Annotated in this window: 21 protein-coding genes; 7 read left to right on the top strand and 14 right to left on the bottom strand. The window is 51.6% G+C overall.

The window, feature by feature from the left end; genetic code table 11:
• Positions 1–47: 47 nt before the first annotated feature.
• The gene (gene xseA / locus J6J28_RS09915; protein WP_301721451.1) at positions 48–1,388 is read left to right on the top strand and encodes an exodeoxyribonuclease VII large subunit; all 1,341 of its coding nucleotides are present in this window, start codon (positions 48–50) and stop codon (positions 1,386–1,388) included.
• Here the strand turns inward: xseA and J6J28_RS09920 are convergent.
• The 11 genes from J6J28_RS09920 to J6J28_RS09970 all read right to left on the bottom strand — a co-directional run bounded on the left by J6J28_RS09920 (position 1,357) and on the right by J6J28_RS09970 (position 14,115).
• Positions 1,357–2,292, bottom strand: a complete 936-nt coding sequence (locus J6J28_RS09920; RefSeq protein ID WP_301721452.1) for an AEC family transporter — start codon at positions 2,290–2,292, stop codon at positions 1,357–1,359. The two genes, xseA and J6J28_RS09920, sit on opposite strands and share 32 nt — an antisense overlap.
• Positions 2,293–2,373: 81 nt before the next feature.
• Positions 2,374–3,321, bottom strand: a complete 948-nt coding sequence (locus tag J6J28_RS09925) for a porin (protein ID WP_301721453.1) — start codon at positions 3,319–3,321, stop codon at positions 2,374–2,376.
• Between the two features lie 171 nt (positions 3,322–3,492).
• A complete protein-coding gene (locus J6J28_RS09930) occupies positions 3,493–4,755 on the bottom strand; it encodes a tetratricopeptide repeat protein (protein WP_301721454.1) in 1,263 nt (420 codons plus the stop codon).
• Positions 4,756–4,764: 9 nt separating this feature from the next.
• Complete coding sequence (locus J6J28_RS09935; protein WP_301721455.1) at positions 4,765–5,370, bottom strand: energy transducer TonB; 606 nt, start codon at positions 5,368–5,370, stop codon at positions 4,765–4,767.
• A gap of 4 nt (positions 5,371–5,374) precedes the next feature.
• Positions 5,375–5,782 carry an ExbD/TolR family protein gene (locus J6J28_RS09940; RefSeq protein WP_301721457.1) on the bottom strand — a complete coding sequence of 136 codons (408 nt, stop codon included), beginning with the start codon at positions 5,780–5,782 and terminating at the stop codon, positions 5,375–5,377.
• An 11-nt stretch (positions 5,783–5,793) separates the two neighbouring features.
• On the bottom strand, positions 5,794–6,324 hold the full coding sequence (locus J6J28_RS09945) for a MotA/TolQ/ExbB proton channel family protein (RefSeq protein WP_301721622.1): 531 nt from the start codon (positions 6,322–6,324) through the stop codon (positions 5,794–5,796).
• A gap of 2 nt (positions 6,325–6,326) precedes the next feature.
• Positions 6,327–7,682: a MotA/TolQ/ExbB proton channel family protein gene (locus J6J28_RS09950; protein WP_301721459.1), complete on the bottom strand. Its 1,356-nt coding sequence runs from the start codon at positions 7,680–7,682 to the stop codon at positions 6,327–6,329.
• 3 nt (positions 7,683–7,685) lie between these two features.
• Positions 7,686–8,462, bottom strand: coding sequence for a DUF3450 domain-containing protein (locus J6J28_RS09955; protein WP_301721460.1), 777 nt, complete (start codon positions 8,460–8,462; stop codon positions 7,686–7,688).
• 88 nt (positions 8,463–8,550) lie between these two features.
• Complete coding sequence (locus J6J28_RS09960; protein WP_301721461.1) at positions 8,551–9,825, bottom strand: mechanosensitive ion channel family protein; 1,275 nt, start codon at positions 9,823–9,825, stop codon at positions 8,551–8,553.
• A gap of 113 nt (positions 9,826–9,938) precedes the next feature.
• Positions 9,939–12,575, bottom strand: a complete 2,637-nt coding sequence (locus J6J28_RS09965) for a TonB-dependent receptor domain-containing protein (RefSeq protein WP_301721463.1) — start codon at positions 12,573–12,575, stop codon at positions 9,939–9,941.
• A gap of 70 nt (positions 12,576–12,645) precedes the next feature.
• Positions 12,646–14,115 carry a hypothetical protein gene (locus J6J28_RS09970; protein ID WP_301721464.1) on the bottom strand — a complete coding sequence of 490 codons (1,470 nt, stop codon included), beginning with the start codon at positions 14,113–14,115 and terminating at the stop codon, positions 12,646–12,648.
• A gap of 178 nt (positions 14,116–14,293) precedes the next feature.
• Here J6J28_RS09970 and J6J28_RS09975 point away from each other — a divergent pair, with 178 nt between their 5' ends.
• The 3 genes from J6J28_RS09975 to J6J28_RS09985 are packed head-to-tail and all read left to right on the top strand — an operon-like array spanning position 14,294 to position 18,686.
• Positions 14,294–16,045, top strand: a complete 1,752-nt coding sequence (locus J6J28_RS09975; RefSeq protein WP_301721465.1) for a sensor histidine kinase — start codon at positions 14,294–14,296, stop codon at positions 16,043–16,045.
• A 24-nt stretch (positions 16,046–16,069) separates the two neighbouring features.
• Positions 16,070–16,978: a recombination-associated protein RdgC gene (gene rdgC, locus J6J28_RS09980; protein ID WP_301721466.1), complete on the top strand. Its 909-nt coding sequence runs from the start codon at positions 16,070–16,072 to the stop codon at positions 16,976–16,978.
• A gap of 40 nt (positions 16,979–17,018) precedes the next feature.
• Positions 17,019–18,686, top strand: coding sequence for a dipeptidyl-peptidase 3 family protein (locus tag J6J28_RS09985; RefSeq protein WP_301721468.1), 1,668 nt, complete (start codon positions 17,019–17,021; stop codon positions 18,684–18,686).
• 10 nt (positions 18,687–18,696) lie between these two features.
• Here the strand turns inward: J6J28_RS09985 and J6J28_RS09990 are convergent, their stop codons facing one another.
• Positions 18,697–19,350 (bottom strand): tRNA1(Val) (adenine(37)-N6)-methyltransferase, encoded by a 654-nt coding sequence (locus J6J28_RS09990; RefSeq protein WP_301721469.1) that lies wholly within the window; start codon positions 19,348–19,350, stop codon positions 18,697–18,699.
• 92 nt (positions 19,351–19,442) lie between these two features.
• Here J6J28_RS09990 and srmB point away from each other — a divergent pair, with 92 nt between their 5' ends.
• Complete coding sequence (gene srmB, locus J6J28_RS09995) at positions 19,443–20,672, top strand: ATP-dependent RNA helicase SrmB (protein ID WP_301721471.1); 1,230 nt, start codon at positions 19,443–19,445, stop codon at positions 20,670–20,672.
• On the opposite strand, the gene J6J28_RS10000 is transcribed toward srmB, so the two are convergent.
• Both J6J28_RS10000 and thiI read right to left on the bottom strand, forming a co-directional pair.
• Complete coding sequence (locus J6J28_RS10000) at positions 20,644–21,024, bottom strand: VanZ family protein (RefSeq protein WP_301721472.1); 381 nt, start codon at positions 21,022–21,024, stop codon at positions 20,644–20,646. The genes srmB and J6J28_RS10000 overlap by 29 nt on opposite strands.
• A gap of 24 nt (positions 21,025–21,048) precedes the next feature.
• Positions 21,049–22,548, bottom strand: coding sequence for a tRNA uracil 4-sulfurtransferase ThiI (thiI, locus tag J6J28_RS10005; protein WP_301721473.1), 1,500 nt, complete (start codon positions 22,546–22,548; stop codon positions 21,049–21,051).
• A gap of 104 nt (positions 22,549–22,652) precedes the next feature.
• Here thiI and J6J28_RS10010 point away from each other — a divergent pair, with 104 nt between their 5' ends.
• Together J6J28_RS10010 and J6J28_RS10015 are read left to right on the top strand one after the other, a co-directional pair.
• Entirely contained in the window at positions 22,653–22,895 is a 243-nt protein-coding gene (locus J6J28_RS10010) for an exodeoxyribonuclease VII small subunit (protein ID WP_301721474.1), read from the top strand.
• Entirely contained in the window at positions 22,892–23,779 is an 888-nt protein-coding gene (locus J6J28_RS10015) for a polyprenyl synthetase family protein (RefSeq protein WP_301721475.1), read from the top strand. Before J6J28_RS10010 ends, J6J28_RS10015 begins: the two co-directional genes overlap by 4 nt.
• Positions 23,780–23,782 lie beyond the last annotated feature (3 nt).

Below are 23,782 nucleotides of genomic sequence, written 5' to 3' on the forward strand. Positions count from 1 at the left end.
AGCGCTTTTCAGTAAACTGATTTTTTCACTTAGGACGGGTTTATAACATGAGCAAAGCCGCAATTTTCACTGTTGGCCAGTTAAATGCCGAAGTACGTCAAGTACTTGAACGCGGCTTTGGCTCAATTTGGCTAATTGGCGAAATTTCGAACTTTGCTGCGCCGGGCTCTGGACATTGGTACTTCACCCTTAAAGATGAGCGCGCTCAAATTAAGGCGGCCATGTTTCGTAACGCCAACCAACGCGCCAAAGTACGTCCTCAGCATGGCATGCAGGTGCTGGTGCGGGCCAAGCTGACCGTTTATGAACCGCGCGGTGATTACCAGCTGATCGTCGAGCATATGGAGGATGCCGGGGCCGGGTTGTTACAGCAGCGTTATGAGCAACTCAAGCACAAATTGCAAGCCGAGGGACTTTTTGCGGCAGAGCATAAGCAGCCCCTCCCCAGCGAAATCCGCCGCGTGGGCGTGATCACGTCGCCAACGGGCGCTGCTATTCGTGACATTCTGGCGGTGCTGAAACGGCGTGATCCAAGTGTTGAAGTGATTATCTACCCCAGCTCAGTGCAGGGGCAAAGCGCGGTAAACGAGCTGCTATTTGCCCTGCAGCGCGCCTGCCAGCGTAACGAAGTCGATGTGCTGCTGCTTAGTCGCGGTGGGGGCTCACTTGAAGATCTGTGGTGCTTCAACGACGAACATCTTGCCCACGCCCTGCACAGCTGCCCTATTCCCGTGATCAGCGCGGTCGGCCATGAAGTCGATTTTACTATCGCTGATTACGTTGCTGATGTCCGGGCGCCGACACCATCCGCTGCCGCTGAGCTGGTCAGTCGCGACCAGCGCGAAATCCTGCAGCGACTGGTACAGCTTGATCACCGTTTACAACAGCACTGGCAACGTCAGCGCAGCTTTTTACAGCAGACTCTGCAGCATTGGCAGCACCGCTTACAGCAACAACACCCGCAGCGGCGGCTGCAACAAAACAGTCAGCGCGTCGATGAACTTTCGGCGCGGGCAAGCGCAGCCTTACAGCGCTTGCAGCGTCAAACTCAACAACGTTTCAGCACCACCCAACAGCGGTTACAATCTCTGCACCCACAACGCCAGCTGGCTCCGTTGCAGCAACGTTTTGCGCAGCTGCAGGCCCGAAACAATCAGGCCATTCAGCAGATTCTTAAATTCTGGCAGCAAAAGCATGCTGCGACGTTACAAAATCTGCAAATCGTCAGCCCATTGCAAACCATTGCCCGTGGCTATGCCGTGGTACGCAGCGAGCAGGGTGAACTCGTGCGCAATCCGGAGCAGTTGCAGGACGAGGAACGGTTTTCAGTAAAAGTGGCCGAAGGCGAATTCTGGGCTAAAAAATCTTCTGCAGATACTGCAGAATAAAAAACCAGATTGGCAAAGTAATAAAACAAAGTAACACGCCATAGCCGACCACAGCTGCAGATAGTGTGGGTGCCAGCCCTGCCATAATCGCCAGTGCACCGGCAGAGATCATCGCTGGCATCGCCGCCTCCATAATGGTCACCTGCACCGCCAGTTGATCCAATCCAAAACCTATTAAGATGAGCAGTGCGACCAGCGGTGTCACGCCAAGCTTAAGCACCAGTGCCCAGGCCAGCGGGCCACGGTCTTCAGCGGGCAGTCGAAAGCGCAGCTGGAAGCCGACCGCAACCATGATCACCGGGACTAAGGTGATGGCCAGCGAGTCGATGAACTGTTTAACAGTATCAGGGTAAGTGACCCCGCGCAGAAGCAGTGCCACGACCAGCGCGATAAAGGGCGGAAAGCGCAGGATCCGCCAGGCAATAGCGGCGGCCGAAGGGCGTTGTGCCGTATCACCTTCGGCATGACTGTAGATGGCAGCGATCACCGTGGCATAAATCGACAAAATAAAAAACGAGCCTAATTGATCATAAAGCAGCGCATAGGGAATGCCTTCAGGACCAAAGAACGCCTCGATCATGGGAAAGCCGACAAAGGAGGTATTGCCTAAGGGGATCACCAGCAGCATTGCCCCTGTGGTGGTTCTTGACCAGCCGCGCCAACGCGCCAGCGCCAGCACCACAGGTACCGTCAATGCCAGCAATAGCCACGGCATCAGGGCTGGATAGAGCAGCTCTTTGCCAAACGTCAGTAAGGGGATTTTTTGCAGAACCACGGCGGGCAATGCCACGTAAATAACGTAGGCATTGAGGATTTGTCCTGTGTTTTGCGCAAACTGCTGGCTACGGCGCAGCAAAAGTCCGATCACGACGTAGCCAGCAATAAAGATAAAGTTCGCCATCATAGTTCAGATGTATGAATGATGGCGATAGTGTACCTAGCTTTGCGCCAGGATAACACTCACACTTTGGTCGTGTTTTACGACCTAGAATTTATGTTCAATACCTACTGCGATATAACGCTGTTCCGCTTCGATGGTGTCAAGGTCGCGACCCGTATACCAGGTATAGACTTTGGTGCCCTTAGCAAGTTTGTAGTCAACACCAAACGAGAGCGAGTCGTCATCGCCATCGATAAAGTCCATCATTTGATATTGCGCCTTGAAGCTGAAGCGGCCCCACGGTTGTTCAACACTGGCAACGAAACCATCTGCCTCAGCGGTGCCATCAACCCGTTCCTGTTGCTGCCACATTAAGCCGAACACGGTGGAATCAACCTTGGTATAACCGATCAGCCGTTCGATATCATAGCCATCGACATCGCGATCCATTGCAGCGCCGAAATAATAGCCGGTGTCATCAAGACCGTCGTCACCATAGGTGACTGCCAGCGAGTAACCGTCGTCCTGGGTATCGCCTTCGCTTAATACCACGCTACCGGCCACACGAATGTGATGGAAGCTGGGCGAGTAATACGAGATGGTGTTGCTGGTACGGTTTTCACCTTCAAACAGCGCTTTGATATCGGCTTCATAATCGTTGAACTGATCGAGATCGCCCTGCAGCGTCTTGAGCACTGTGTCGCGGCGTCCTACGGTCAGCTCACCAAAGTTGCCACGCAAGCCGACAAACTGATTACGTGACTTCAGATTATCATCACCACCTAAGTCGGCCAGGTCGACCTGCCACTCGAGCTGATAAATGACTTCTAAATCGTCACTGATCTTAGTGCCACCCTTCACGCCGATACGTGATGCGTTGCTCTCTAATTCAGTTTCAGTACTGGTGCCATCATCATTGCTCTGCAATGAGACATTTGCTTTACCGTAAAAATCAAAGGAGATCTTCGGTTCGTCGTTGCTCTCCTGAGCTGCCAGCGCAGTGCTGGTCAAAGCGAATGGAAGCATCATCAAAGCTACATGTTTAAAAGTCATAAGGTCCACCTACGCAATCTATGGTTCGGATGAGCGATCGATTTATCACTCAAGCGCGCATAGCATATTGCAACTTTATGACAGTTTCATGACTATGTGACAGTTTTTTGCTGTTTCGATAACTTTTTTATGTCGCTTCGGTGTCGTTCTGATGTCGTGCCAGTGACACTTTTATGACGACTGCAATTCTTTAATGCGCTCAGCCTGCTCTTTTTCAGAGGTGGCGTAGCGTTCCCACTGCCCTGCTGCCTTGCGCGCGTCGGCAAATGCTTTTGCTTTCGCGAAAGCCTGTAGCGCAGGATTATAGTTCTCTTGTTCAAGTTCAGCCATGCCGATAACTAAATGCATGGTACCGGGCTTTTCCAGATTACCTTTCGCCAGTGCAGTTTCCGCTGCTGCAATGGCTTGCGGATAACGTTCGGCATTGAGCAGCACCTGCGCACGTTGCGCATCTAGTTCACCATCACTGCTTAATTCAGCAGCTTGCTTTAAGGCGTTGACGGCTTTATCGGTTTCCCGGGCCGCAATCCAGCTTTGTGCCAGCAACTTCAGATTCCGTAAATCAGCCTCCAGTTTACCTTGGGCGATGGCTTGCTCCATCACCTGCCCCGCCTTAAAGGGGACGCCGCCAAAGAAGTAGCTTTGCACCAGCATCTGCAAATCCTGGCCACGGGTTAGAAACCCCTGTTGATAGGCCGCCTCGAGCATGGCTAACTGCTGCTGGTCACGGCCAAGCTGGCCGTACACGCCCGCCAACTGAGTCCAGTACTCAGGTTTATTGAAATGCTTGATCATTTGCTCAAGAACGTCGGCAACGGCTTCGGTCTGGCCTAATTCGTAGTGGATCGCGCGTTGCAGCACATACCAGGCTTCCTCACCGGTTTCGTTAGTTGCCCGAGCGGAGCTGATGGCGCGTTTTATCGGTGTCAGCGCCTGCTCGTAGTCACCTTTTTGGTACAGTGCCTGCGCCCGCAGTACATCGGCTTTGGTTGCCTGTTGCTCGCCAGTGACTTGCTGCCAGCGGTCCAGATAGGCAAGGGTTTGTGCATAATCGTTTTGCCCTAAAGACAACTGTGCCAGGCTGAACAAGGTCGTTTGCTTTAATGCGTCCGGAATGGGATCTTCGCTGACCACTTTGTCGAAGTAGGTAATCGCTTTGCCGATACGGTCTTTACCGTAATGCATATAACCATAGAAGTTCCACAGCATGGCGCGCTCGTAACTATTCATACTACTGAGCTTACCTTCGACCGCTTTGAGCGCTGCCAGGCCAGCCTCCACGTCACCGGCATCAGCCAGTTCCTGAGCCCGCGCTAACTGACTGTAAACCTGCTCGCGTAACGCAGGAACCCGTTTGCTGTCCTGCGCGCTCGCCGCCTGATGCACAAACTGGCTGATGACAATCCAGACAATAATAACGATTAAATGACGCATTGTGTTCTCCTAGCCATCGATTTCAAAGGTAATCCGGTTTTGCACGCCTTCCACTTCAACGGCGTCACCATTGACCACACGAGGTTTGTATTTAAACTTCAAGACGGCATCCATGGCAGCTTGATCAAAAATCTGTTCCGGCTGGGCCTCGACCACTCGCGGATCGCGCACAGTCCCCTGTCGGGTCACGGTAAACTCCACCACTACGTAGCCTTCTATACCGCGCTGTAGGGCGCGACGTGGATAGGCTGCCTGGACTTTCACAATAGGCAGATACTCGCCATCACTGGTATCCAGGTTCATGCCACCGGAGAGTCCGGTATCCGCTTGTGCGGAGGTGGAAAAATCATAGCTGCCGCCATCCGGCGAAAGCTCACTGGTGTCCATTTGTGGCGTCGGCATATCGGGCGGTGGCGCTTCTGGCTCTGGCGGCCGTTCCGGCTTACGCTCCTTCTGCTGTACGACTTCTTCTGGTTTGATCCGTACGAAATCGAGTACGCTGCCTTTTGCCGGCTCGGTCATCGCGCCTTGGCCACCCGTGATCAGCGAGTGCATCAGGTAAAACAAGCCGAGTGTCACGATAGCGGCGACGGCCAGTGCTGCTAAAAAACGCATGGTTCTACTCTTCCTGCGCTGCTATTGAGACATCGAAGACACCCGCAGCTCGCGCAGCGTCCATAACCTTTATCAGAGTTTCAGTGGTCGCTTTCTTGTCCGCTTGTATCACCACTGAACCTTGTGGGTTCTCTGCGTACAAACGTTCAATGTTGGCTTGCACGGCACGTGCATCGACCTGGCGTTTATTAATCCAAATCTCGCCTGTATCACTGATGGCAACCAGAATATTGGCGCGATCCTTTTGCACCGCGGTAGCGGCTTCTGGGCGGTTTACATCGATGCCGGCCTCTTTCACGAAGCTGGCGGTGACAATAAAAAAGATCAGCATGATAAACACCACGTCGAGCATTGGCGTCATATCAATCTGGGCTTCTTCTTCGTCGATCAAATTAGCAAAATGTTGTTTCATTATTCAGCCCTCTAGTGGTGTTCCATTAGCATGCGATCTTCCAGCTTCAGACGTTCGCGCTTCGCTGTTCGTTGTAACCAGGTGGTCGCAAACACACCTGATAATGCGCCCACCATGCCAGCCATGGTCGGGATGGTGGCTTTGGATACGCCAGCAGCCATCGAGCGGGCATTGCCGGTCCCCGCAACTGCCATCACATCAAATACTTCGATCATGCCGGTCACCGTCCCCATCAATCCCAGCAGTGGACAGAGTGCCACCAGCGCTTGCAACACCGGCAAACGCCCCCCCAGAGCAATGGAAACTCGCGAAATCATGGCCTGTCGGATCTGCTCGGCATTCCATGACGATTTATCCTCCCGCGCTTTCCACTTCTGCAACACTTGCTGTTTTTGCTGCTGGTGCCCACGGGTGAAGTAAAAAATGCGCTCCAGAATCATCAACCACATGATGAAAATCAGGATGCCGATGATCAGGAGTACCTGACCACCTGTTTCCACAAAGTCCTGAATCGCATTATAAAAGTCGATAAAGAACACCATCATTAGTGCCCCCGCTCAGAGCGCTCCGCAATAATGCCTGACGCCTGTTCCTGCAACACGTGGACCAGATTCTTACTCCGCGTATTTAAGGTGGCAAACAGCAAGGTCATCGGGATCGCGACCACCAGACCAAGGACCGTGGTAACCAGGGCTTGCGAAATACCGCCGGCCATTAGCTTCGGGTCGCCGGTACCGAACAAAGTGATCGCCTGGAAGGTATTAATCATACCGGTAACGGTACCTAACAGACCTAGCAGCGGCGCGACCACAGAGATGATCTTGATAAAGGTCAGATTGCGCGTGATCTTGGGAACTTCTCGCAAAATAGCTTCGCTGAGTTTCAACTCCAGGGTTTCGGTGTCGGCCTGTGGGTACTTGTCTTTTACTGCCATGACGCGACCTAAGGGGTTGTCGTCTTGCGCCTGCGCGTTCTTCAACTGGCGTTTTACTTTACCGCCCATCAATATCAGGGTAACGAAACGCTCTAATGCGATCAGCAGGCCAACAGCGCCAAGGGCAAGAATGATGTAACCAACGGTCGAGCCCTGATCAATGCGCTCCTGCAGATCTGGTGCTTGCACCAGCAACCCAAGAATGGAGCCGCCGGTGGGATCCAGGCCAAAACGAACGGGATTATCATTACTTTCCACAAGGGCTTCAGCGGTGTTGAGGTAACGCCCCGCAGGCTGACGCATGAGTTCAGCAACCGCGTCCGTACCCGGAATCAACTCAAGGTATTTGCCGTCGGAAACCATATTGAAGGTCCCTACACGGATCACTGGCTTGGTTTCTTTTTCGCCATTGGCCAGCGTCACCTGGGTATTGAACTGGCTCACTTTGCCGGATTCTGTCATCTCTTGCTGCAGTGCAAACCAGACCGATTCGATCTCCTCGATGCTGGCCAGCTTTGAACTTGAGCCCATTTTCTGAGCGAGGTCACTCAGGGCGTCACTGCGGCCTGGAAACTCGACCGAAACGTAAGAGTTTCTTAAGTTGCTGGCGGTGTCACCGGCCACTTGCTGTAGTACGCCGAACAGCTCTTTTAAGGAGCCCATGCGCTGCGTCAGCGCGTCTTCAAGCGCAGCCAGATCACGTTCATTGGTTTCAAACTGCCCCTCAAGACGGGCGCTGGCCTGCTCCAGCTGGTCGCGTTTGGCGATGGCTTCCCGCAAAACTTGCTGCTGCTGTTCAGCTTGCGCGCGGAACCGCGCCTCACGTTCTTCATTAGCCTGCGACTGGGCAAACTTGCCCTCTTTCAACTGCTGTAAAAGCTGATCTAGGTTCACCGGTTCCTGGCTAAATGCCGGAGCTGCGAATGCCAGAGCTAAAGCAGCGATGCAATGTTTTAATTTCAACATGGGTTAGTCTCCCGCCTGCGCAGTTTGAGTGAAAACCGGAAGCATTAATAAATCCGGGGCCAGCTGCTTGCGGGCAATCCGCAGCGCTTCCTGTACATCTGTGGCGTAGCTGGAATCCAGTTGCTGCCACTCACGGGCGAGCTGATTCCAAACGCCCATTTGCTTGCCATCACGGGTCTTATAGATGAGTACCGTACGGCCGATGCGCAGAAACTCGACATCCTGGGGCTGACCAGCAATGGTCATCTCGCCGTTGTAAGCTTCAATGGTACGGCCGTAATCGGCTTCAATCTGATAGGCTTCCATGACCCGGCGAAATTTCTCGGAAACATCCACATCAGCCCGATCCATCAGCTCATGCAAGCCAGCGATACGACCTTCACGCTCGGCAGAAAGAAATGGCACATCGAGGTTTACAAAGGTATCGAGGCTATCAATCATGCGCAGCATAAGCGGTGTGATCTGCCGCTCAACCACACTCACCTCGTCAATAGAATCATTGAGTTCGGCTTTTTCCTGTTGCTGAAAATCGATTTGTTTTTGCAGCTGCTGCACATACACCTCCAGACCTTGGATCTGGCGGTTGATTTGCTTGAATTGCTGCACGCGATCTTGCGTCGTGTCGGCGATTTTATCGACGGTGAGCTGGGAGGAGCGGGCGGCTTGATTGATTTCATTGGCGGCATCAACCACCGGCTCAAGCGCCTGATCTTGAGCGACAGCACTGGTACTTGCAAAAATCCCTGCGAGTACCAGCGTGCGAGCGAAACATGGTTTCATAGAAACACCTTGCACAGGTTGTGAGTGATGATGTGCAAGATACGTCAGTTGTGTGACAGCTTGGTGACTGCGCTATGTCAGTTTTGTGTCAGGATGAACTTTTTGTGCCACTTTGATTTAAGTTTCGTGTCATTTCACGCATATCAATACCACTTGGATGCTGGAATACGCGTAAACCGAACTCCGGCAAAATCGATAGCAAGTGGTCAAAGATATCCGACTGAATACCTTCGTATTCGGTCCAGACAATGGTGTTGGTAAAACAATAGACCTCGATAGGAAGACCGTCCGATGTCGGATTCAGCTGCCGTGCCATCAGAGTCATCTCTTGATGAACTTTCGGATGATTCTCAAGATATTGCAGGATATAAGCACGGAAGGTACCAATATTAGTGATACGCCGGGTATTTACCGGTTCCTTGCCTTCGTCTTTGAGTTGTTGGTTCCAGTCATCGATTTCCTGTTGTTTATTTTGCAGGTAATCTTTTAACAGCCGGAAACGCTTCACCGCTTTCAGCTCATCGTCTGTTAAGAAATGAATGCTTTGCTGATCTAACAACAAACTCCGCTTTATACGCCGGCCACCTGACTCCTGCATGCCACGCCAGTTTTTAAAGGGGTCAGAAATAAAGCGCCGGGTGGGAATGAAGGTAATGGTCTTGTCCCAGTTCTGCACTTTCACCTGGTGCAAGGCGATGTCGATGACATCGCCATCGGCGTTCAGATTGGGCATCTCCACCCAGTCACCGACCCGGATAATATCGTTCGAGGTAATTTGCACACTGGCGACCAGACTCAACAATGTATCCTGGAACACCAACATCAGCACCGCGGCCATCGCACCCAGACCGGAGAGCAATATAACGGGCGATTTATCGATCAAGACCGCAATCATCAGAATCGTTGCCACCGCATAGATGACAATTTTAGCGACCTGGATGTAACCTTTAATGGGCCGTTCTTGCGCCTGAGGCTGACGCTCATACAGCGTGTTTACAATGGTCAGGGTGCCACTTATCGCGCGAGCGATGGTGATCACGATGAACGCGAAACAGACGTTGGTGACAACAATGGTGAGTTCTTCAGCTAAGTTGGGAACCGAGGTAATGCCAAAAGCGATGACCAAAGCTGGAATGACGTTCGCTAGTCGCGCCACGATATTCCGCTCTATGGCTTGCCGGTCTTTACCTGCGGGTGTGTAGCTTAAAATTCGCAGCAGGCCACGTAGCAATACTTTCTTCACGATAAAGTTTGCCACCCAGGCACCCACCAGCAACAAACTTAATTTCGTTAAAGTATCCATGTCTGGCCGTTCAACCAGCCAGCTCTGCGCTGCTTCTAATTTCTCTTGCATATCTTGCATAGAAAATTGCCACTCGTTGTTCAATCTAAGAATCAAAAACGCCTCTGCGTGCCTCTATTGTATAACAAAAAACGGGAGCCGAAGCTCCCGTTTTATGACGTTGTTACAAACTCTTAAAAAGAGTAGCTGTATTCCAGACTGACTCCGGTACCGACGCTACGCGACTGAATCAAACGTCCGCCCTGTTCGATTTCAACATCCTCGCCCAGCATGTTTTGCACCTTAAGCTTCACCTTCGAATTAAAATCCGGATAATAGGTGTACACCAGATCCAGGCTATGGAACGGCTGCTCGACGGCATCGTCAATGCCTACAGCACCTTCTTTAACGCCAGCAAAAGCAATTCGCTCACCGGCTACATTGTAGATAAGTGATGCGCTGTGCTCACCATTTAATGAGTCATAGCCCAGCTGCAAGTTGGTGACGTACTTCGAGTGACCTGTCATCCGTCGGCTGTTATTCGTCAGCTCTACGTTACCCGTGTTAGCGATACTGATTTCTGAGTCTGAGAGAGTCAGGTTTCCTGATACGAACAGGCCATCCGTCAGCAGGGTCAGGTCTTTCAGGAATTCAAATTCCAGACCGTAGACTTCACCCGACTGGCCATTCAGGAAGGTAATGACGCGATCCGAATCAGTACCTTTAGCTTCAACAGCCTCAATCGGATTGGCCAGATCTTTGTAGAACATCGCGACCGAGTAATTTTCTCCAGCCGGCAAATACCATTCCCAACGTACATCGAAATTATCAATATCCGTGGTCATCAATTCGCTGTTCCCACGTACCTTAAAGTTGGTCAATGGGTCAACGAAAATCACCTCGGTCAGCTCTCGCAAATCAGGTCGTACAACAGTGCTGCCATAACCGAAACGCAGCTGCATCTCGTCATTGAGTTGGTACGTCAGCGCCAGCGAACCATAGAGATCATCTTCAACGCGGCCAGCATCAGCAACATCACCAACGACTCTCATGGTGCGAAGATCAAGTTGAGCAGCGACCTGAGTGTATTGCTCCCAACGCAAACCACCACTGACGCGCCAGTCATCGTTGAGCTGGATATCGGCAAGGCCATAACCGGCTTCGATCTGTTGCGCGGCCAGATAATTCGGATCGGTCGCCGTAGGAGCACCAAACAAAGCGAAACCAAACTCCGCATCCGTGAGGTTTTCATCACTGAACAGGTCGTTGTAGCTGACATTTCGTAATTCACCGTTGGCAACCTGCTCAGCACTGATTGCAAAGCGTCGGGAATATGAAGAACGAGCTTTCTTCGATACTTGCCCGCCGCCCTTAAGCAGGATCTCCATCGCCGCCAGTGATACAGGCAACTCACCGTCAACGCGCCAGTCCTGAGCGTCATCTTCCAGATTCTGATACTGCAAGGTGGTTGCGGTCCGGGTTTGCTGAAATGCCAGGTCGCCAACACCTTCGCCTAAATCACGATTGTTGATCTGACGATAAAAGACTTCACCTGGTGCATCACGGCTTGCCCGCGAATCAGCATACTGCCAGTCCAGCGCAAAGCCCCATAATTGAGGAAAATAATGCGAACCACGGATTTGATTGGTCAGTAATTCACGCTGTTCATAGCGGGTTTCGGTATCAAAGTAGCTTAACCCGGTTTCATCGATGGAGTTGGGGGTTTCAACCACGCCCTGCTCCACCCGATCAGCGGTATTCCGCAGAAAGATAGTTGAGGTCTCAATGCGGTGATAATCACCAATTTCTACACCGAAATTAAGCAAACCGCTGAGTTCTACATTCTGTGTAGTCACCCTGCTCTCGCTGGCCTGATCGATGGCCGCCGCACCCTCTGCAATTCCCAGTACCAGCTCAGATTCTTCGCTATTGGACCAGCTGTTGCCGTAATCCACCGCAGCAAGAAAGCCAAAAGTTAAATCGTCGCTGACTTCGTAGGCATTACCGTAGGTCACCGAGCCATCGAGATCCGGGCGCATAGATTTACTGTAGACTTCATTCTGTGTATTCAGTGACGCCGCCAGCTGTCGGTTAATGGCCGCCGCTTCGCTACTTGAGATACCCTCACTTGAGGCAATGCTGGGCGTATTGATACTTTCCTGATAACGCGCCAAGGCTGCCCGCATCTCTGCTGACAATGCCCGGGTGCCATCATCTTTACCTAACCAGTCATCATCACCGCCAGCGTAGGTCAACCCGTCGTCTGAGAAGTTACTGTTCCAGCCCGTTCCGACCGATACCTCAAACACTTCATCGGTAGGAATAGAAACCGTACGGATATTGACGTTACCACCACCGAAATTAGCGGGCATATCCGGCGAATAGGACTTTTGCACAGCCATACTTTCGATAATGCTGGCCGGGAACATGTCTAACGGGATGACGTTACGAGTCGGATCAGGTGACGGCACTGAAGCCCCATTTAACTGGGTACTTGAATAACGTTCACCGAGCCCGCGTACGTAAATGAATTTACCATCGACCAGAGTCAAACCTGTGACACGACGCAGCGCGGCCGCGGCATCGCTATCGCCTGTTCTGGAGATTTGCTCTGCTCCAAGAATATCAGCGACGAACGCCTGAGCCTTACGCTCTTCGACCACTGCGGCCGCTGAACCTTGCAATCGCGTGCCTGTGGTAACAACTTCTTCAATGGTGGTATCGCTCGTTGCTTGCGCTTGATCTTGCTGAGCGTAAGCAAGGGGACCAGACAACGCGAGAGCGATCGCGAGGCCCAGTTTACTTTGCATTAATACAGCCTGCTTTTTCATAGGAAACTCCGCATGCGTGACTTAATTATCAGGGGGAAAAGCTGCACATCCATGTGCTCCAATTCCTTCATTAGTCGCGCAGGCCTACGGTCCAGCCATTTGTCCAATCGTTGTCTTCACTAACTGCGCCAACAAAATCCACATCATCAAAGAATGGGTTCAGTGTGCTCAGGTCGGTTTTCGGCGTGACTGTTACCGGGGCACCGGAAGCGTCCGTCATATCAGCAGCAGTGACATATCCAGAGGTCAGCACAGTCGCAAGCTCGTCTAAGGTGACGTTCGAGGCTTCGCTTTCGTACCAATCCTGGGTCGCAACGTCAGCGAAGTTTTCGCTACAGGCAATAACTGAGTTAGCAATGCTAAGCGTACCGGCATCGGCGTTGGCAAAGGTGGCAGCGTTATCGATTTCCAGACATTCGCCACGTGCGTCAGTGATAACAAAGTTATATAAAGAACCGCGCGTACCCTGACGTAACAACACACCTTCAGATTCGTCCGAGCCGTCAGTTGCTGTTAACGAACCAATCGATGTGAAGTTTGCAATAATCGGATCTGAGTACGGGGTTGCATCGTTATTGCGGCTATTACCATCCGCTTCGATAGCACGGTTCGCACGGTCGTCAGCGTGTTTGGTGATAATGTACTGGATGTTACCCTGCCAGCCATCGGCCCAATCCAGTGAGTCATCGTCGTTACCTGTCAGCACGACATATTTTGCGTTGGCAGCACCGCCAAAGAACTCGATACCATCATCAAGGTTATTGTGAACCTGAATGTATTCAACTGTGGTGTCTGAACCGACACCATAGAAAGTAATGCCGTTCAGTTCGTTATCAAGAGAAACTTCGTAACCGGCATATTTCACCAATACGTAACGCAGGATACCTGAGTTGTCGGTATTGTCATCACCGCCGTAGAAACCAGCACCACCTTCGCCCTGCAGTACGCAGTTTGCCAGGTCATCCTGATCACATTTATTTGAGATACCAAATCCGTTAAGTACTAAACCGCCCCACAAACCACGCGCGTTCGGATTGCTAACACCATTTTCCACTTCTTGTACTGAAGTAAAGGTAATAGGTGCGTTACGATTGCCTTCCGCAATAATGTCTGCGCCACGTGCAATGCGCACAAATGAATCGCCGTCTTCAAACGCCAGCGTAGCACCGGCATCGATAGTCAGGGTGGGTCCATCACGTTCAACACTTGCGGTTTCCTGCACGTTTTCACCAATGTAGAGACCATTAGGGAAGATGTGCGCGCCACCTGGGAGCTCTACCAAGCGGATATCAGTCACAACCGGGCTTTCTGGCGTAGAGAAACTGCGTGGATAGACGCAGTCAGCGCCAATCTTTTCGCCACGTACGGTTGCACCAGCGTCCTCGTAGGAGGCACAGTTGTTGGTATCGGGAGCCGAGCCACCATTAGTATTGGTTGAGTTGTCGATAGAGGTCGGGGTCAAATTAATATCACCGCCACAACCGGCCAGCATAAAGGACGCGGTAAGTGCAGACAGAGCAAAAGCTTTGGTACGATTCATGAGATTCTCCGTTGAATTGAAGGCTTACTTTGTTTTCGTGCTGGCACTTTAGAGTTTCTTTGTGACAGCTAAGTGACGCCCTTGTGAACACTTCATGACAGCCTGTTTAGCATCGCTCTCGGTTGCGCTTCCGCGCAGTTGGGATAAACTGAGCAAACCTTTGCCAACGAGTACATTGATGTCGAGCACCACCAATATTTCTAAATCACTGTTAACCAACGTCCTCTCGGTGTATTTCGTACTTACACTGATAGTGACCTGTGTGCAGGTGATGGGGGAGTATTTCGATACCAAAAGCCAGCTCGTACAGGAACTGCAAAATCAGCAAAGCACCTTCAGTAACTCCCTTGCTCGATCATTGTGGGAGTACAACAACCGGCAAATTGAAGCCATCGCTGAGGGCTTAATTAATATTCCTGCCATCGCTGGCATTGTCATTCGTGATGAAGCTGGTGATACCATCGTTAAACTCGGTTTAACGGAAAGCATTAACGCGCTAAACCTCACCTCAGACGTTGAAGACTTCGTCATTCAAGAGCGCAATGGTTTATTTGGCTATTACTCGTCTATCATTTTCGAATTTGCCGGAGATTCGAATCGAGTCGGTGACGTTACCTTGTTCTCAACGCGTGATATTGCGCTGGACCGGATCAAGTTCAGTCTGTATTTCATTTTTGGTAACGCTATTATCAAAAGTACCTTTTTGATTGTTCTCTTCACGTTAGCGTTTAGCCGTATGCTCAACCGGCCCATGAACATCCTCACCCAACAAATTCGCAATTTCCGACTGGATGATTTAGAGCATTCACGGATTAATCTGAAGAATAACCGTCACACCGAGTTCAATATGGTGGAGCAGGCTTATAATCAGCTGCTGGATAACCTTGAGGACTATCAGGAAGATCTTAAACGTACCCAACAACAATTACTGCATGCCAATCAACAACTCGATGAACAAAATGCGGTGCTCGAGCAAGAGGTCGCGCGCAAAACATCAAGCCTGAGTCAGGTATTAACTGACCTGGAGCGGCGCAAAGATGAGCTGGAGCGACGTCAGGGCAAGCTGGAACGTGAGATCCGACAACGCAAAATTATTGAAGACGACCTGCGTGAGACCAACAGCCAGCTGCAGTCGTCCGTCACGGCCTTTGAACGTGTACAGGACCAATTGATTGAAGCAGAGAAACTCGCCTCACTGGGCCGTCTGGTTGCCGGTATTACCCATGATGTAAATACACCGCTTGGCATTGGCATTACCGCCACCAGCTTGCTGCGCGATAAACTCGACAACATGCAGCAAGCCCTCGAGAATAAGCAGCTCACCGAAGCGCAAATGCGCGAGCTTTTAGATGCCAGCCTGCAAAGCGTGGAGCTACTTGAAAGTAATCTGGGACGGGCTTCTGACCTGCTGGACGGCTTCAAACAAGTGGCCGTTGATCAGACGTCAGACGCGGTCCGTGAAATCAACCTGCAGCACTACATTCAAAATGTCTTACAGGCGTTGCAGCCACGGTTTAAAAATACCAACCACAAAATCAGTCTGGACTGCCCCGATACCATTATCGCGCGCTGTAACGCAGGCGCTTTGGCGCAGATCATTACTAATCTGGTGTTGAATTCACTGATCCATGCATTTGAAGATGACCAGCACGGTCGTCTCGAATTAACCGTTCGCCGACAGGGTGGAGTTCTGCACATCGACTATAAAGATGATGGCAAAGGTCTCACCGAGGCTCAGCAGGAAACCTTGTTTGACCCCTTCTTCACAACGCGCCGCGAGCGCGGTGGCAGTGGGCTAGGCACTCATATCGTTCACAATCTTGTTGAACAAACCTTCAACGGCACCATCACGGTGCAATCGGCTCCAGGCGAAGGCCTGAGCTATCATATTGAGCTACCGATGCAGTTTATCGATAGCGAATCAAATTAACAGCCAACCCCAAGGAACGAAGTTATGTGGTTTCGCAATTTGCGTATTTATACTTTAGCTGATGATTTTCAACTGCCAGAAGAGCTGGCATCACCTTTAACTGAACATCAGTTTAAGCCCTGTGGACGTAATGAATTAGCAAGTTTTGGCTGGTCCTCTCCCTTTGGCCCGCGTAGCGAAGAACTGTTTCACAAAATTGGCGACCAGTACCTGTTTTGCGCACGTAAAGAAGAAAAAGTTTTACCTGCAAGCGTCGTCAATGCACAACTCGAAGAGCAAATTGAAGCCATTGAGTCGGACCAGGGTCGCCGTGTGGTCGGTAAAGAAAAACAATCATTAAAAGAAGATCTGGTGCATCAGCTGCTGCCGCAAGCATTCACTCGCTTCAAGCTGACCTGGGGCATGCTCGACATGCGCCATCGGATTGTTGTCGTTGATGCTTCCGCCAGTGCCCAGGCCGAAGACTTTTTAGGACTGTTACGTAGCACGCTCGGATCACTGCCGGTGAAACCATGGTTCAGCGAGCAGCCCACCGAGCTGTATTTCACGCAATGGCTGAAACAAGGCTCTCTGCCGGGTGACTTCGTCTTTGGTGATGAAGCAGAACTGCGCAGTAGCGATGAGGAAGGCGGCATTATCCGTTGCAAGAATCATGAGTTGACCAGCCCGGAAATAACCGCGCACTTAGAGCATGGCAAACAAGTCACTAAACTCGCTGTAGAGTGGCAAGAACGCATCACCATGGTGCTTGAGCAAGATATGGCCATCAAACGCTTTAAAGCAACAGATGTGCTGCTGGACGACCAGGATAAACTCGTTGACGCTACCCCGGAACAAAAGATAGATGCTGACTTTGCTCTGCTAAGTGGCGAGCTTACGGAGTTGTTTCCGGAACTTGTGCGTTTATTTAGTGACGAGATAAGCGTAGATTAAACCAGTATCTACCACTCAAACAACAAACAATAGGTGCTCTATGAAACGCTCAACCTCCATGACTTTAACAGCGCTGGCGCTGCTCACTCTGAGCGCCTGCGGCCCGCAACAGACGGCCAATAAAACTGCGACATCTGCGCCGGCATACACGCTGAAAGAAGGCGCCGAAAAGCGCCTTGGTATTTACCAGCCGGTCGATTTAACCGCGGATCTCAGCCGCCTGAATGCCGACCAAAAGCAAATGATCAAGCTGCTGATCGATGCTTCGAAAATTATGGATGAGCTGTTTTGGCAGCAAGCTTTTCCTGGTGATAAAGAGCAGCTGCTCGATGCGCTGGACGATCCCGAGGTACATAAGTTCGCGCAAATCAACTATGGCCCATGGGACCGTCTCGACAACAATACGCCGTTCCTGACTGGCTTTGGGCCTAAGCCCGCCGGGGCTAACTTTTATCCGACGGATATGAGTAAAGCGGAATTTGAGCAAGCCGAGTTTGCCGGTAAAATCGATTTATACACTTTGGTGCGCCGCAATGACGCCGGTGAGCTCTATGCGATTCCTTATAACGAAGCCTATCGCGACGAACTTGGACAAGCGGCACGCCTGCTTCGTGAGGCAGCCGAACTCGCTGCCAGCGAGAGTTTTGCAGAGTATCTGAAATTGCGGGCAGACGCTTTTGAAAGCAATAGCTATCAGGCCTCAGATTTTGCCTGGATGGACATGACAGAAAATCAGATCGATATCGTCATGGGCCCGATCGAGACCTACGAAGATCAACTTTATGGCTATCGTGCGGGCTTTGAGTCTTATGTATTAATTAAGGATCTCGCCTGGAGTGCGCGCTTAGAAAAGTACGCAGCCTATCTACCAGAGTTGCAACGAGGTTTACCTGTTGCGGCCGAGTATAAAGCTGAAATGCCAGGTTCTGATGCGCAATTAAATGCCTATGACGTGGTGTATTACGCCGGGCATTCGAACGCAGGCAGCAAAACCATTGCGATTAACTTACCCAACGATGAACAAGTGCAGTTGCAAAAGGGCACTCGCCGCCTGCAACTCAAAAACGCTATGCGTGCTAAGTTCGATCAGATCCTGCTCCCGATTGCCGATGAGTTGATTGTGCCAGAGCAACGCGCACATATTACGTTCGATGCCTTTTTTGCCAACACCATGTTCCATGAGGTTGCCCATGGTTTAGGTATCAAAAACACTATAGATGGCTCCGCCACCGTCCGCGAAGCACTGAAAGAGCATGCCTCAGCTCTGGAAGAAGGTAAAGCTGACATTCTCGGACTTTATATGGTCACTCAGTTGCTGGAAAAAGGCGTGATCACAGACGGCCAGTTGGAAGACTATTACACCACTTTCCTGGCAGGAATTTTCCGTTCGGTGCGGTTCGGTGCCTCCAGCGCGCATGGCAAAGCCAATATGATCCGATTTAATTATTTTGCCGATGCCGGTGCGTTTACCCGCAATGAAAATGGCCAGTATGCGGTTGATATGGACGCAATGCGCGCAGCCATGACCAGCTTGTCAGATAAAATTCTGACCTTGCAGGGCGACGGTGATTATGAGGGGGTGGGCGAACTCTTTGCCCAGCAAGGCAACGTTGGCGCCACCTTACAGGCAGATTTGGATCGTTTATCCGCGGCCAGTATCCCGGTGGATATTACTTTTAACCAAGGTAAAGCGGTGCTGAATCTTTAAGTCAGAATTGTTATCCTGAACCGGCGAGGTAAAACTCGCCGGTTAAGCGCCGAAATTCTGCGCTGTAACCTTTGCCAGCGTGAATCACCAACTCGCGCTGCTGCACATGTTGGCACGGCTCTCGCTGCCAGCCCTGAATGACCAGCCGCGGACCTTTTCTCAAAGTACTGTAAACCAGCAGTTCGTCGCGCAACTGCAAGCCGCAAGCAGTCGCTGCCTCCGTTCGTGGTGTCTTTTGAGCAGCAGGAACGACCCAATAAAACTGTCCGGACGGGCTCAGGTTACGCAACACACAAGCCAGCCACGCCGTGACTGGGGCGAGGCCCTGACGGGCCATTTCACGAGCTGCTGTGGCACTGGCAAGATGCTGCGGAAAATAAGGCGGGTTGCAGATGATGAGATCGTAGTTCTGACTTGCCTGCCAGCTGGCGACGTCAGCCAGATAACTCGTCATACGCTCCGGCCAGGGCGATGCGATAAAGTTTTCCCGCGCCTGGGCAACCGCATCCTGATCTGCATCAATCGCATCGACGCGCAGCATAGGCTGGCGCTGGGCCAGCATCAACGCCAGTAATCCAGAGCCGGTGCCTAAATCCAGGGCACGGCATACTCCCGCAACAGGCACATAACTTCCTAAAATAAGACTATCTGTGCTTACTTTCATCGCACATCGGTCGTCTTTGATATAAAATTGCTGGCATTGAAAGCCCATGCTGACCCCGACGAAGCATATCGTTTGGAATAAAGGAACACATCATGACCCCCGATTGGGATCAACTCGAACTCGATGATGAACTCATTGACGTCCTACTTGGCGCAGAGCTCAATAAGCCTGCCAAAGTTCAACAAGCGGTTATCCCGCTGGCGCTGGCTGGCCAGGACTTATTAGTCAATTCACCAACAGGCACCGGAAAAACGCTGGCCTTTTTGTTACCGGCCCTGCAGCATCTGATTGACTTCCCGCGCCAGCAACCAGGCGGCGCGCGTGTGCTTATTCTAGCACCAACCCGTGAACTGGCGCAGCAGATTGCTGAGCAAGCGGATGCCTTTGAGGAAACCACCGGACTGCGTTCTGTGCTGATCACAGGTGGCGTGAACTATGGTAGTCAACATCAGCTGCTCGAAGCACCGCACGATATTCTGGTCGCCACACCCGGTCGGTTGCTTGATTTATTAAATGCCGGACAGTATGAGCTTGAACATATCGAGTGGCTCATTATTGACGAAGCGGATCGCATGTTGGACATGGGCTTTGCTGAATCGGTGAAAATGATCGCGCAGAATGCCTTACACCTGAAACAGTCGCTGCTGTTCTCAGCAACCCTGGAAAGTCCCGGGGTGCTGAAGTTTTCCGCGGCGATACAAAATGATCCGCAGCACATTGTGGTGCAGCCGCCAAAGCGTGAAAAAGGTAAAATCCTGCAGCGCTGGTATCAGGCTGATACCGCCGAGCACAAGCTGCAACTGCTGCTCCGTCTGCTTCAGGATTACCCGGGCCGCCGTGTGGTCTTTGTCCGAACCCGTGAAAAAGTAGAAGAGTTATCTGCCAAGCTATGGTCGGCAGACATTAAGAATCTGACCCTGCGGGGCGATATGCCACAAGATGAGCGGCAAAAAATCATTGCCCGTATGGAGACCTATACCGACGCCACGCTTATCGCTACGGATATTGCTGCCCGGGGCCTTGATATCGAAGCTATTGAGCTGGTGGTCAACTATGACTTACCACGCCAGGCGGATGTCTATCTGCATCGTATCGGGCGCACCGCGCGCGCCGGCAAAAGCGGTGTCGCAGTCAACCTGGTCGAAGCCCATGATGCTGACCTACTAGGCCGTATAGAGCGTTATCAGGACAGTAAAATTGAACGCCGCGTGTTTGCCGAACTTAAACCTCAGTATAAGTTTCCGGACCCACGCAAGCGCAGCAAGAAGAAGAAAAGTAAAAAGGCCGACGCTGCTAAGTCGAAGAAGAAGAAGAAGTCTTAGCCTTTTGTTTGCGATGGCGCACAAAGCGCCACCAGGCAATCAAGTAAAACGTTGCTGCGCCGGCTCCGTCGGCCAGCAAATCGCCCCAACTCGAGTCCCGGTATGGCAAGAGTTCCTGCACATACTCAATTAGCAAGCCGTAGCCCGTCAGAACAATAAGAGCGAGCCATATCGGCAGGCGGAACGCATGGTGAAACGCCCAGGCAAGCACAAAAAATGAGCCAAAATGCACCACTTTGTCCAGGTGCTCAACGCGCGGCAGGTCTCCGCTTGAGATCTGCATCAGGAAGGCTGCCGTCACAGCAATCAGGAGCAGAATAAAAATAACGCGCGCTAAGTTTTTCGAACTCATTAAGTATCCTTGTTCGTTACTGCATCAACGCTCACGACGAGGTTGATAAACGCCTACATTGTTATAGCCTTGCTCCTGTAAGTAAAGAGCCTGAAGCTTACTCATTACACCTTTTTCACAATAAAGAAGATAATGTTTCTCTGGAGCAAGGTCAGCGAAGGCTGTTGCCAGCTTAAAAAACGGAATGTTGTGCTGCGACACCCCTTCCGGCAAGTGCTTCAGGGGCTTGGCCTCCTGCTCATCAAGACTGCGAATATCAATGATCACTTCACCTTGTTCTACCGCATCTACAGTACTGACGGGATGAACCTGAGCGTCGGTTGCTTCACCGATATGCCGCACATCTTCAACGTTTGCTGCCCGGACCACCCGTTCCAGCAGTTCAGGATCCAGCTTGGCCTCGGCGTCCAGTACCGCATCACGCTGCGCTTTCACCGTCGGCTTGATCGATATGACACCACAATATTCCGGCATGCTACGCGCAATATCGGCGGTGCCGATACGCTCGGCAAGGTTAATGATTTCCTGTTTGTCCATGGTGATCAGCGGCCGCAGAACCAGGGTGTCAACGGCTTCGTCAATCACGCTCAAGTTGCTTAAGGTCTGACTCGAAACCTGCCCCAACGCCTCTCCCGTGACCAGTGCACTGGCATTGATACGTTGTGCAACGATCTGTGCGGTACGCAACATCTGACGCTTTAACACCACGCCCATCAAGCCGTTATCCACCTGGCTCAGGATCTCTTCAACTACCGGTGCGAAATCGATACTGATAAATTTTAGCGGATGGGAACTGGCATACGTCTGCCATAGGTAATACGCCGTTTGTCGAACGCCCGTCTCGTGTCGATCGCCGCCTAAATTGAAAAAGCAAAAGTGGGTCCGTGCGCCCCGCCGGATCAACTGAAAACTTGCCACACTGGAGTCAAAGCCACCGGACAACAAGCTGACAACCGTTTCCTGCGTGGGGAGTGGGAAGCCGCCAAGGCCATGCTGTTTGTCACCAAACACACGTACGGTTTCGTTATCCACTTCAATTCTTAGTTCAATATCCGGTTGTTTCAGAGCCACCCGGGTACCGGCCACTTCCTGCAATACACCGCCACCGATGTAACGCTCCAGATCCATCGAACGAAAACCATGTGTGCCCTTGCGTTTTACCCGTACCGCAAAACTACGGTGGCGCAGTCGCTCCGCCCAGCAGCTCAGTACCTGTTCCAGAATCGGCTTAAAGTCAGCTTCGCTGGTGGAGTTCAACGTTAACTCATGGGAGCGACTGAACCAGGCAATGCCCGGGATGCGTTGTAGCTCATCACTGATCTGTTCAGCAATGAGAGGCTCCTGACTGGCGACATCGACCTCAATCCGGTCCCATAACCACCGCACTTTTATAGGTGCTGAATCGTCTACCTCAACGCGCTTTAAAATGTTTTTCAGGTTGTTGACCAACACTTTACCGTAACGTTTGCGGACACCTTTACTCTTGATGGTGATTTCAGCGTGTAAGCGAATAATAAATTTCATGACCGGATGACTTCTATAACTTTAAAAGCGCGCTAGTATACCTGATTTGACCGTACATCGGAATCAGGGTAACTTGAGCGCCACAAGCATCAACAGGTACTGCTATGAGTGACTTATCGCTAGAACAAGCCATCCAGGAACTGGAACAAATTGTTGTGCAACTTGAGCAAGGAGAGCTGCCACTCGAGCAAGCCCTTGAACAGTTTGAGAAAGCTGTCCGTTTGTCTCGTGTCAGTCAGCAAAAGCTGCAACAGGCCGAACAAAAGGTCAGCCAACTGCTGCAGCAACAAAATGGAGAGGAACTTACTTCGTTTGCCGCGGATGGCGCAGAAGAGGATGAGTCGTGACCCTTGATTCTCTGTTAAAAGCGCCGCGCGAACATATCAATGCAGTGCTTGAACAACAGCTCGCTGAAAACAATTCCGCTGACGCGAAACTGCAGGCGGCAATGCGCCATGCCCTGATCCTGGGCGGCAAGCGGGTGCGACCTTTTTTAACCTATTCGGTTGGCGCCATCTGTGCTGCCCCTGAGCAGGTGTTAGACCGCGCTGCTGCGGCGATTGAATGTATTCACGCATATTCACTGGTACACGACGACTTGCCAGCCATGGACGATGATGACCTGCGCCGCGGTCAACCGACCTGTCACCGCGCTTTTGACGAAGCTACGGCGATTCTCGCTGGCGATGCCCTGCAGACCCTGGCGTTTGAGTTGTTAAGTACACCTCAGCCTGAGCTGCGTGCAGAGCGGCAGCTACTGATGCTGCAGGTGTTAGCGTATGCCAGCGGCAGTCGTGGTATGTGCGGTGGCCAGGCACTGGATCTGGCAGCCACCAATGCGCTGTTGAGCGAAGCCGAGCTTGAGCAAGTGCACGTGCTTAAAACCGGCGCGCTGATTACTGCTGCTGTGCAGCTGGCGGTGCTTGCCGGCAGCGATGACGCGCAGCAGTATTACGATGATTTTACCGATTTTGCGACCTGGCTGGGCCTGGCGTTTCAGGTGCAGGATGACATTCTTGACGTGACCAGCTCGACAGAAACCCTCGGCAAAACAAACGGTAAAGATGTAGCCGCGAACAAAAGTACCTACGTGCAATTGCTTGGTCTGAAGGGCGCGCAGGCAAAGCTCACGCAATTACACCAGAAAGCGCTTCAAGCCCTCCACAGAATCCCCTACAATACACAGTTACTAGAAAACTTTGCAGAACAGTTGTTAAACCGGGATTATTAATCG

Origin of the sequence: Pseudidiomarina terrestris (genome assembly GCF_030466375.1) — a bacterium.
Taxonomy (GTDB): domain Bacteria; phylum Pseudomonadota; class Gammaproteobacteria; order Enterobacterales; family Alteromonadaceae; genus Pseudidiomarina; species Pseudidiomarina terrestris.

Excerpts from the sequence above, each read along its gene's own strand:
- rdgC (WP_301721466.1), top strand. The coding sequence starts at position 16,070 with ATGTGGTTTCGCAATTTGCGTATTTATACTTTAGCTGATGATTTTCAA.
- J6J28_RS09955 (WP_301721460.1), bottom strand. The coding sequence starts at position 8,462 with ATGAAACCATGTTTCGCTCGCACGCTGGTACTCGCAGGGATTTTTGCA.
- J6J28_RS09950 (WP_301721459.1), bottom strand. The coding sequence starts at position 7,682 with ATGTTGAAATTAAAACATTGCATCGCTGCTTTAGCTCTGGCATTCGCA.
- xseA (WP_301721451.1), top strand. The coding sequence starts at position 48 with ATGAGCAAAGCCGCAATTTTCACTGTTGGCCAGTTAAATGCCGAAGTA.
- J6J28_RS10010 (WP_301721474.1), top strand. The coding sequence starts at position 22,653 with ATGAGTGACTTATCGCTAGAACAAGCCATCCAGGAACTGGAACAAATT.
- J6J28_RS09960 (WP_301721461.1), bottom strand. The coding sequence starts at position 9,825 with ATGCAAGATATGCAAGAGAAATTAGAAGCAGCGCAGAGCTGGCTGGTT.
- J6J28_RS09970 (WP_301721464.1), bottom strand. The coding sequence starts at position 14,115 with ATGAATCGTACCAAAGCTTTTGCTCTGTCTGCACTTACCGCGTCCTTT.
- J6J28_RS10000 (WP_301721472.1), bottom strand. The coding sequence starts at position 21,024 with ATGAGTTCGAAAAACTTAGCGCGCGTTATTTTTATTCTGCTCCTGATT.
- J6J28_RS09925 (WP_301721453.1), bottom strand. The coding sequence starts at position 3,321 with ATGACTTTTAAACATGTAGCTTTGATGATGCTTCCATTCGCTTTGACC.
- J6J28_RS09990 (WP_301721469.1), bottom strand. The coding sequence starts at position 19,350 with ATGAAAGTAAGCACAGATAGTCTTATTTTAGGAAGTTATGTGCCTGTT.
- J6J28_RS09985 (WP_301721468.1), top strand. The coding sequence starts at position 17,019 with ATGAAACGCTCAACCTCCATGACTTTAACAGCGCTGGCGCTGCTCACT.
- J6J28_RS09940 (WP_301721457.1), bottom strand. The coding sequence starts at position 5,782 with ATGAAACAACATTTTGCTAATTTGATCGACGAAGAAGAAGCCCAGATT.
- J6J28_RS09930 (WP_301721454.1), bottom strand. The coding sequence starts at position 4,755 with ATGCGTCATTTAATCGTTATTATTGTCTGGATTGTCATCAGCCAGTTT.
- J6J28_RS09935 (WP_301721455.1), bottom strand. The coding sequence starts at position 5,370 with ATGCGTTTTTTAGCAGCACTGGCCGTCGCCGCTATCGTGACACTCGGC.
- J6J28_RS09975 (WP_301721465.1), top strand. The coding sequence starts at position 14,294 with ATGTCGAGCACCACCAATATTTCTAAATCACTGTTAACCAACGTCCTC.
- J6J28_RS09965 (WP_301721463.1), bottom strand. The coding sequence starts at position 12,575 with ATGAAAAAGCAGGCTGTATTAATGCAAAGTAAACTGGGCCTCGCGATC.
- srmB (WP_301721471.1), top strand. The coding sequence starts at position 19,443 with ATGACCCCCGATTGGGATCAACTCGAACTCGATGATGAACTCATTGAC.
- thiI (WP_301721473.1), bottom strand. The coding sequence starts at position 22,548 with ATGAAATTTATTATTCGCTTACACGCTGAAATCACCATCAAGAGTAAA.
- J6J28_RS09920 (WP_301721452.1), bottom strand. The coding sequence starts at position 2,292 with ATGATGGCGAACTTTATCTTTATTGCTGGCTACGTCGTGATCGGACTT.
- J6J28_RS09945 (WP_301721622.1), bottom strand. The coding sequence starts at position 6,324 with ATGGTGTTCTTTATCGACTTTTATAATGCGATTCAGGACTTTGTGGAA.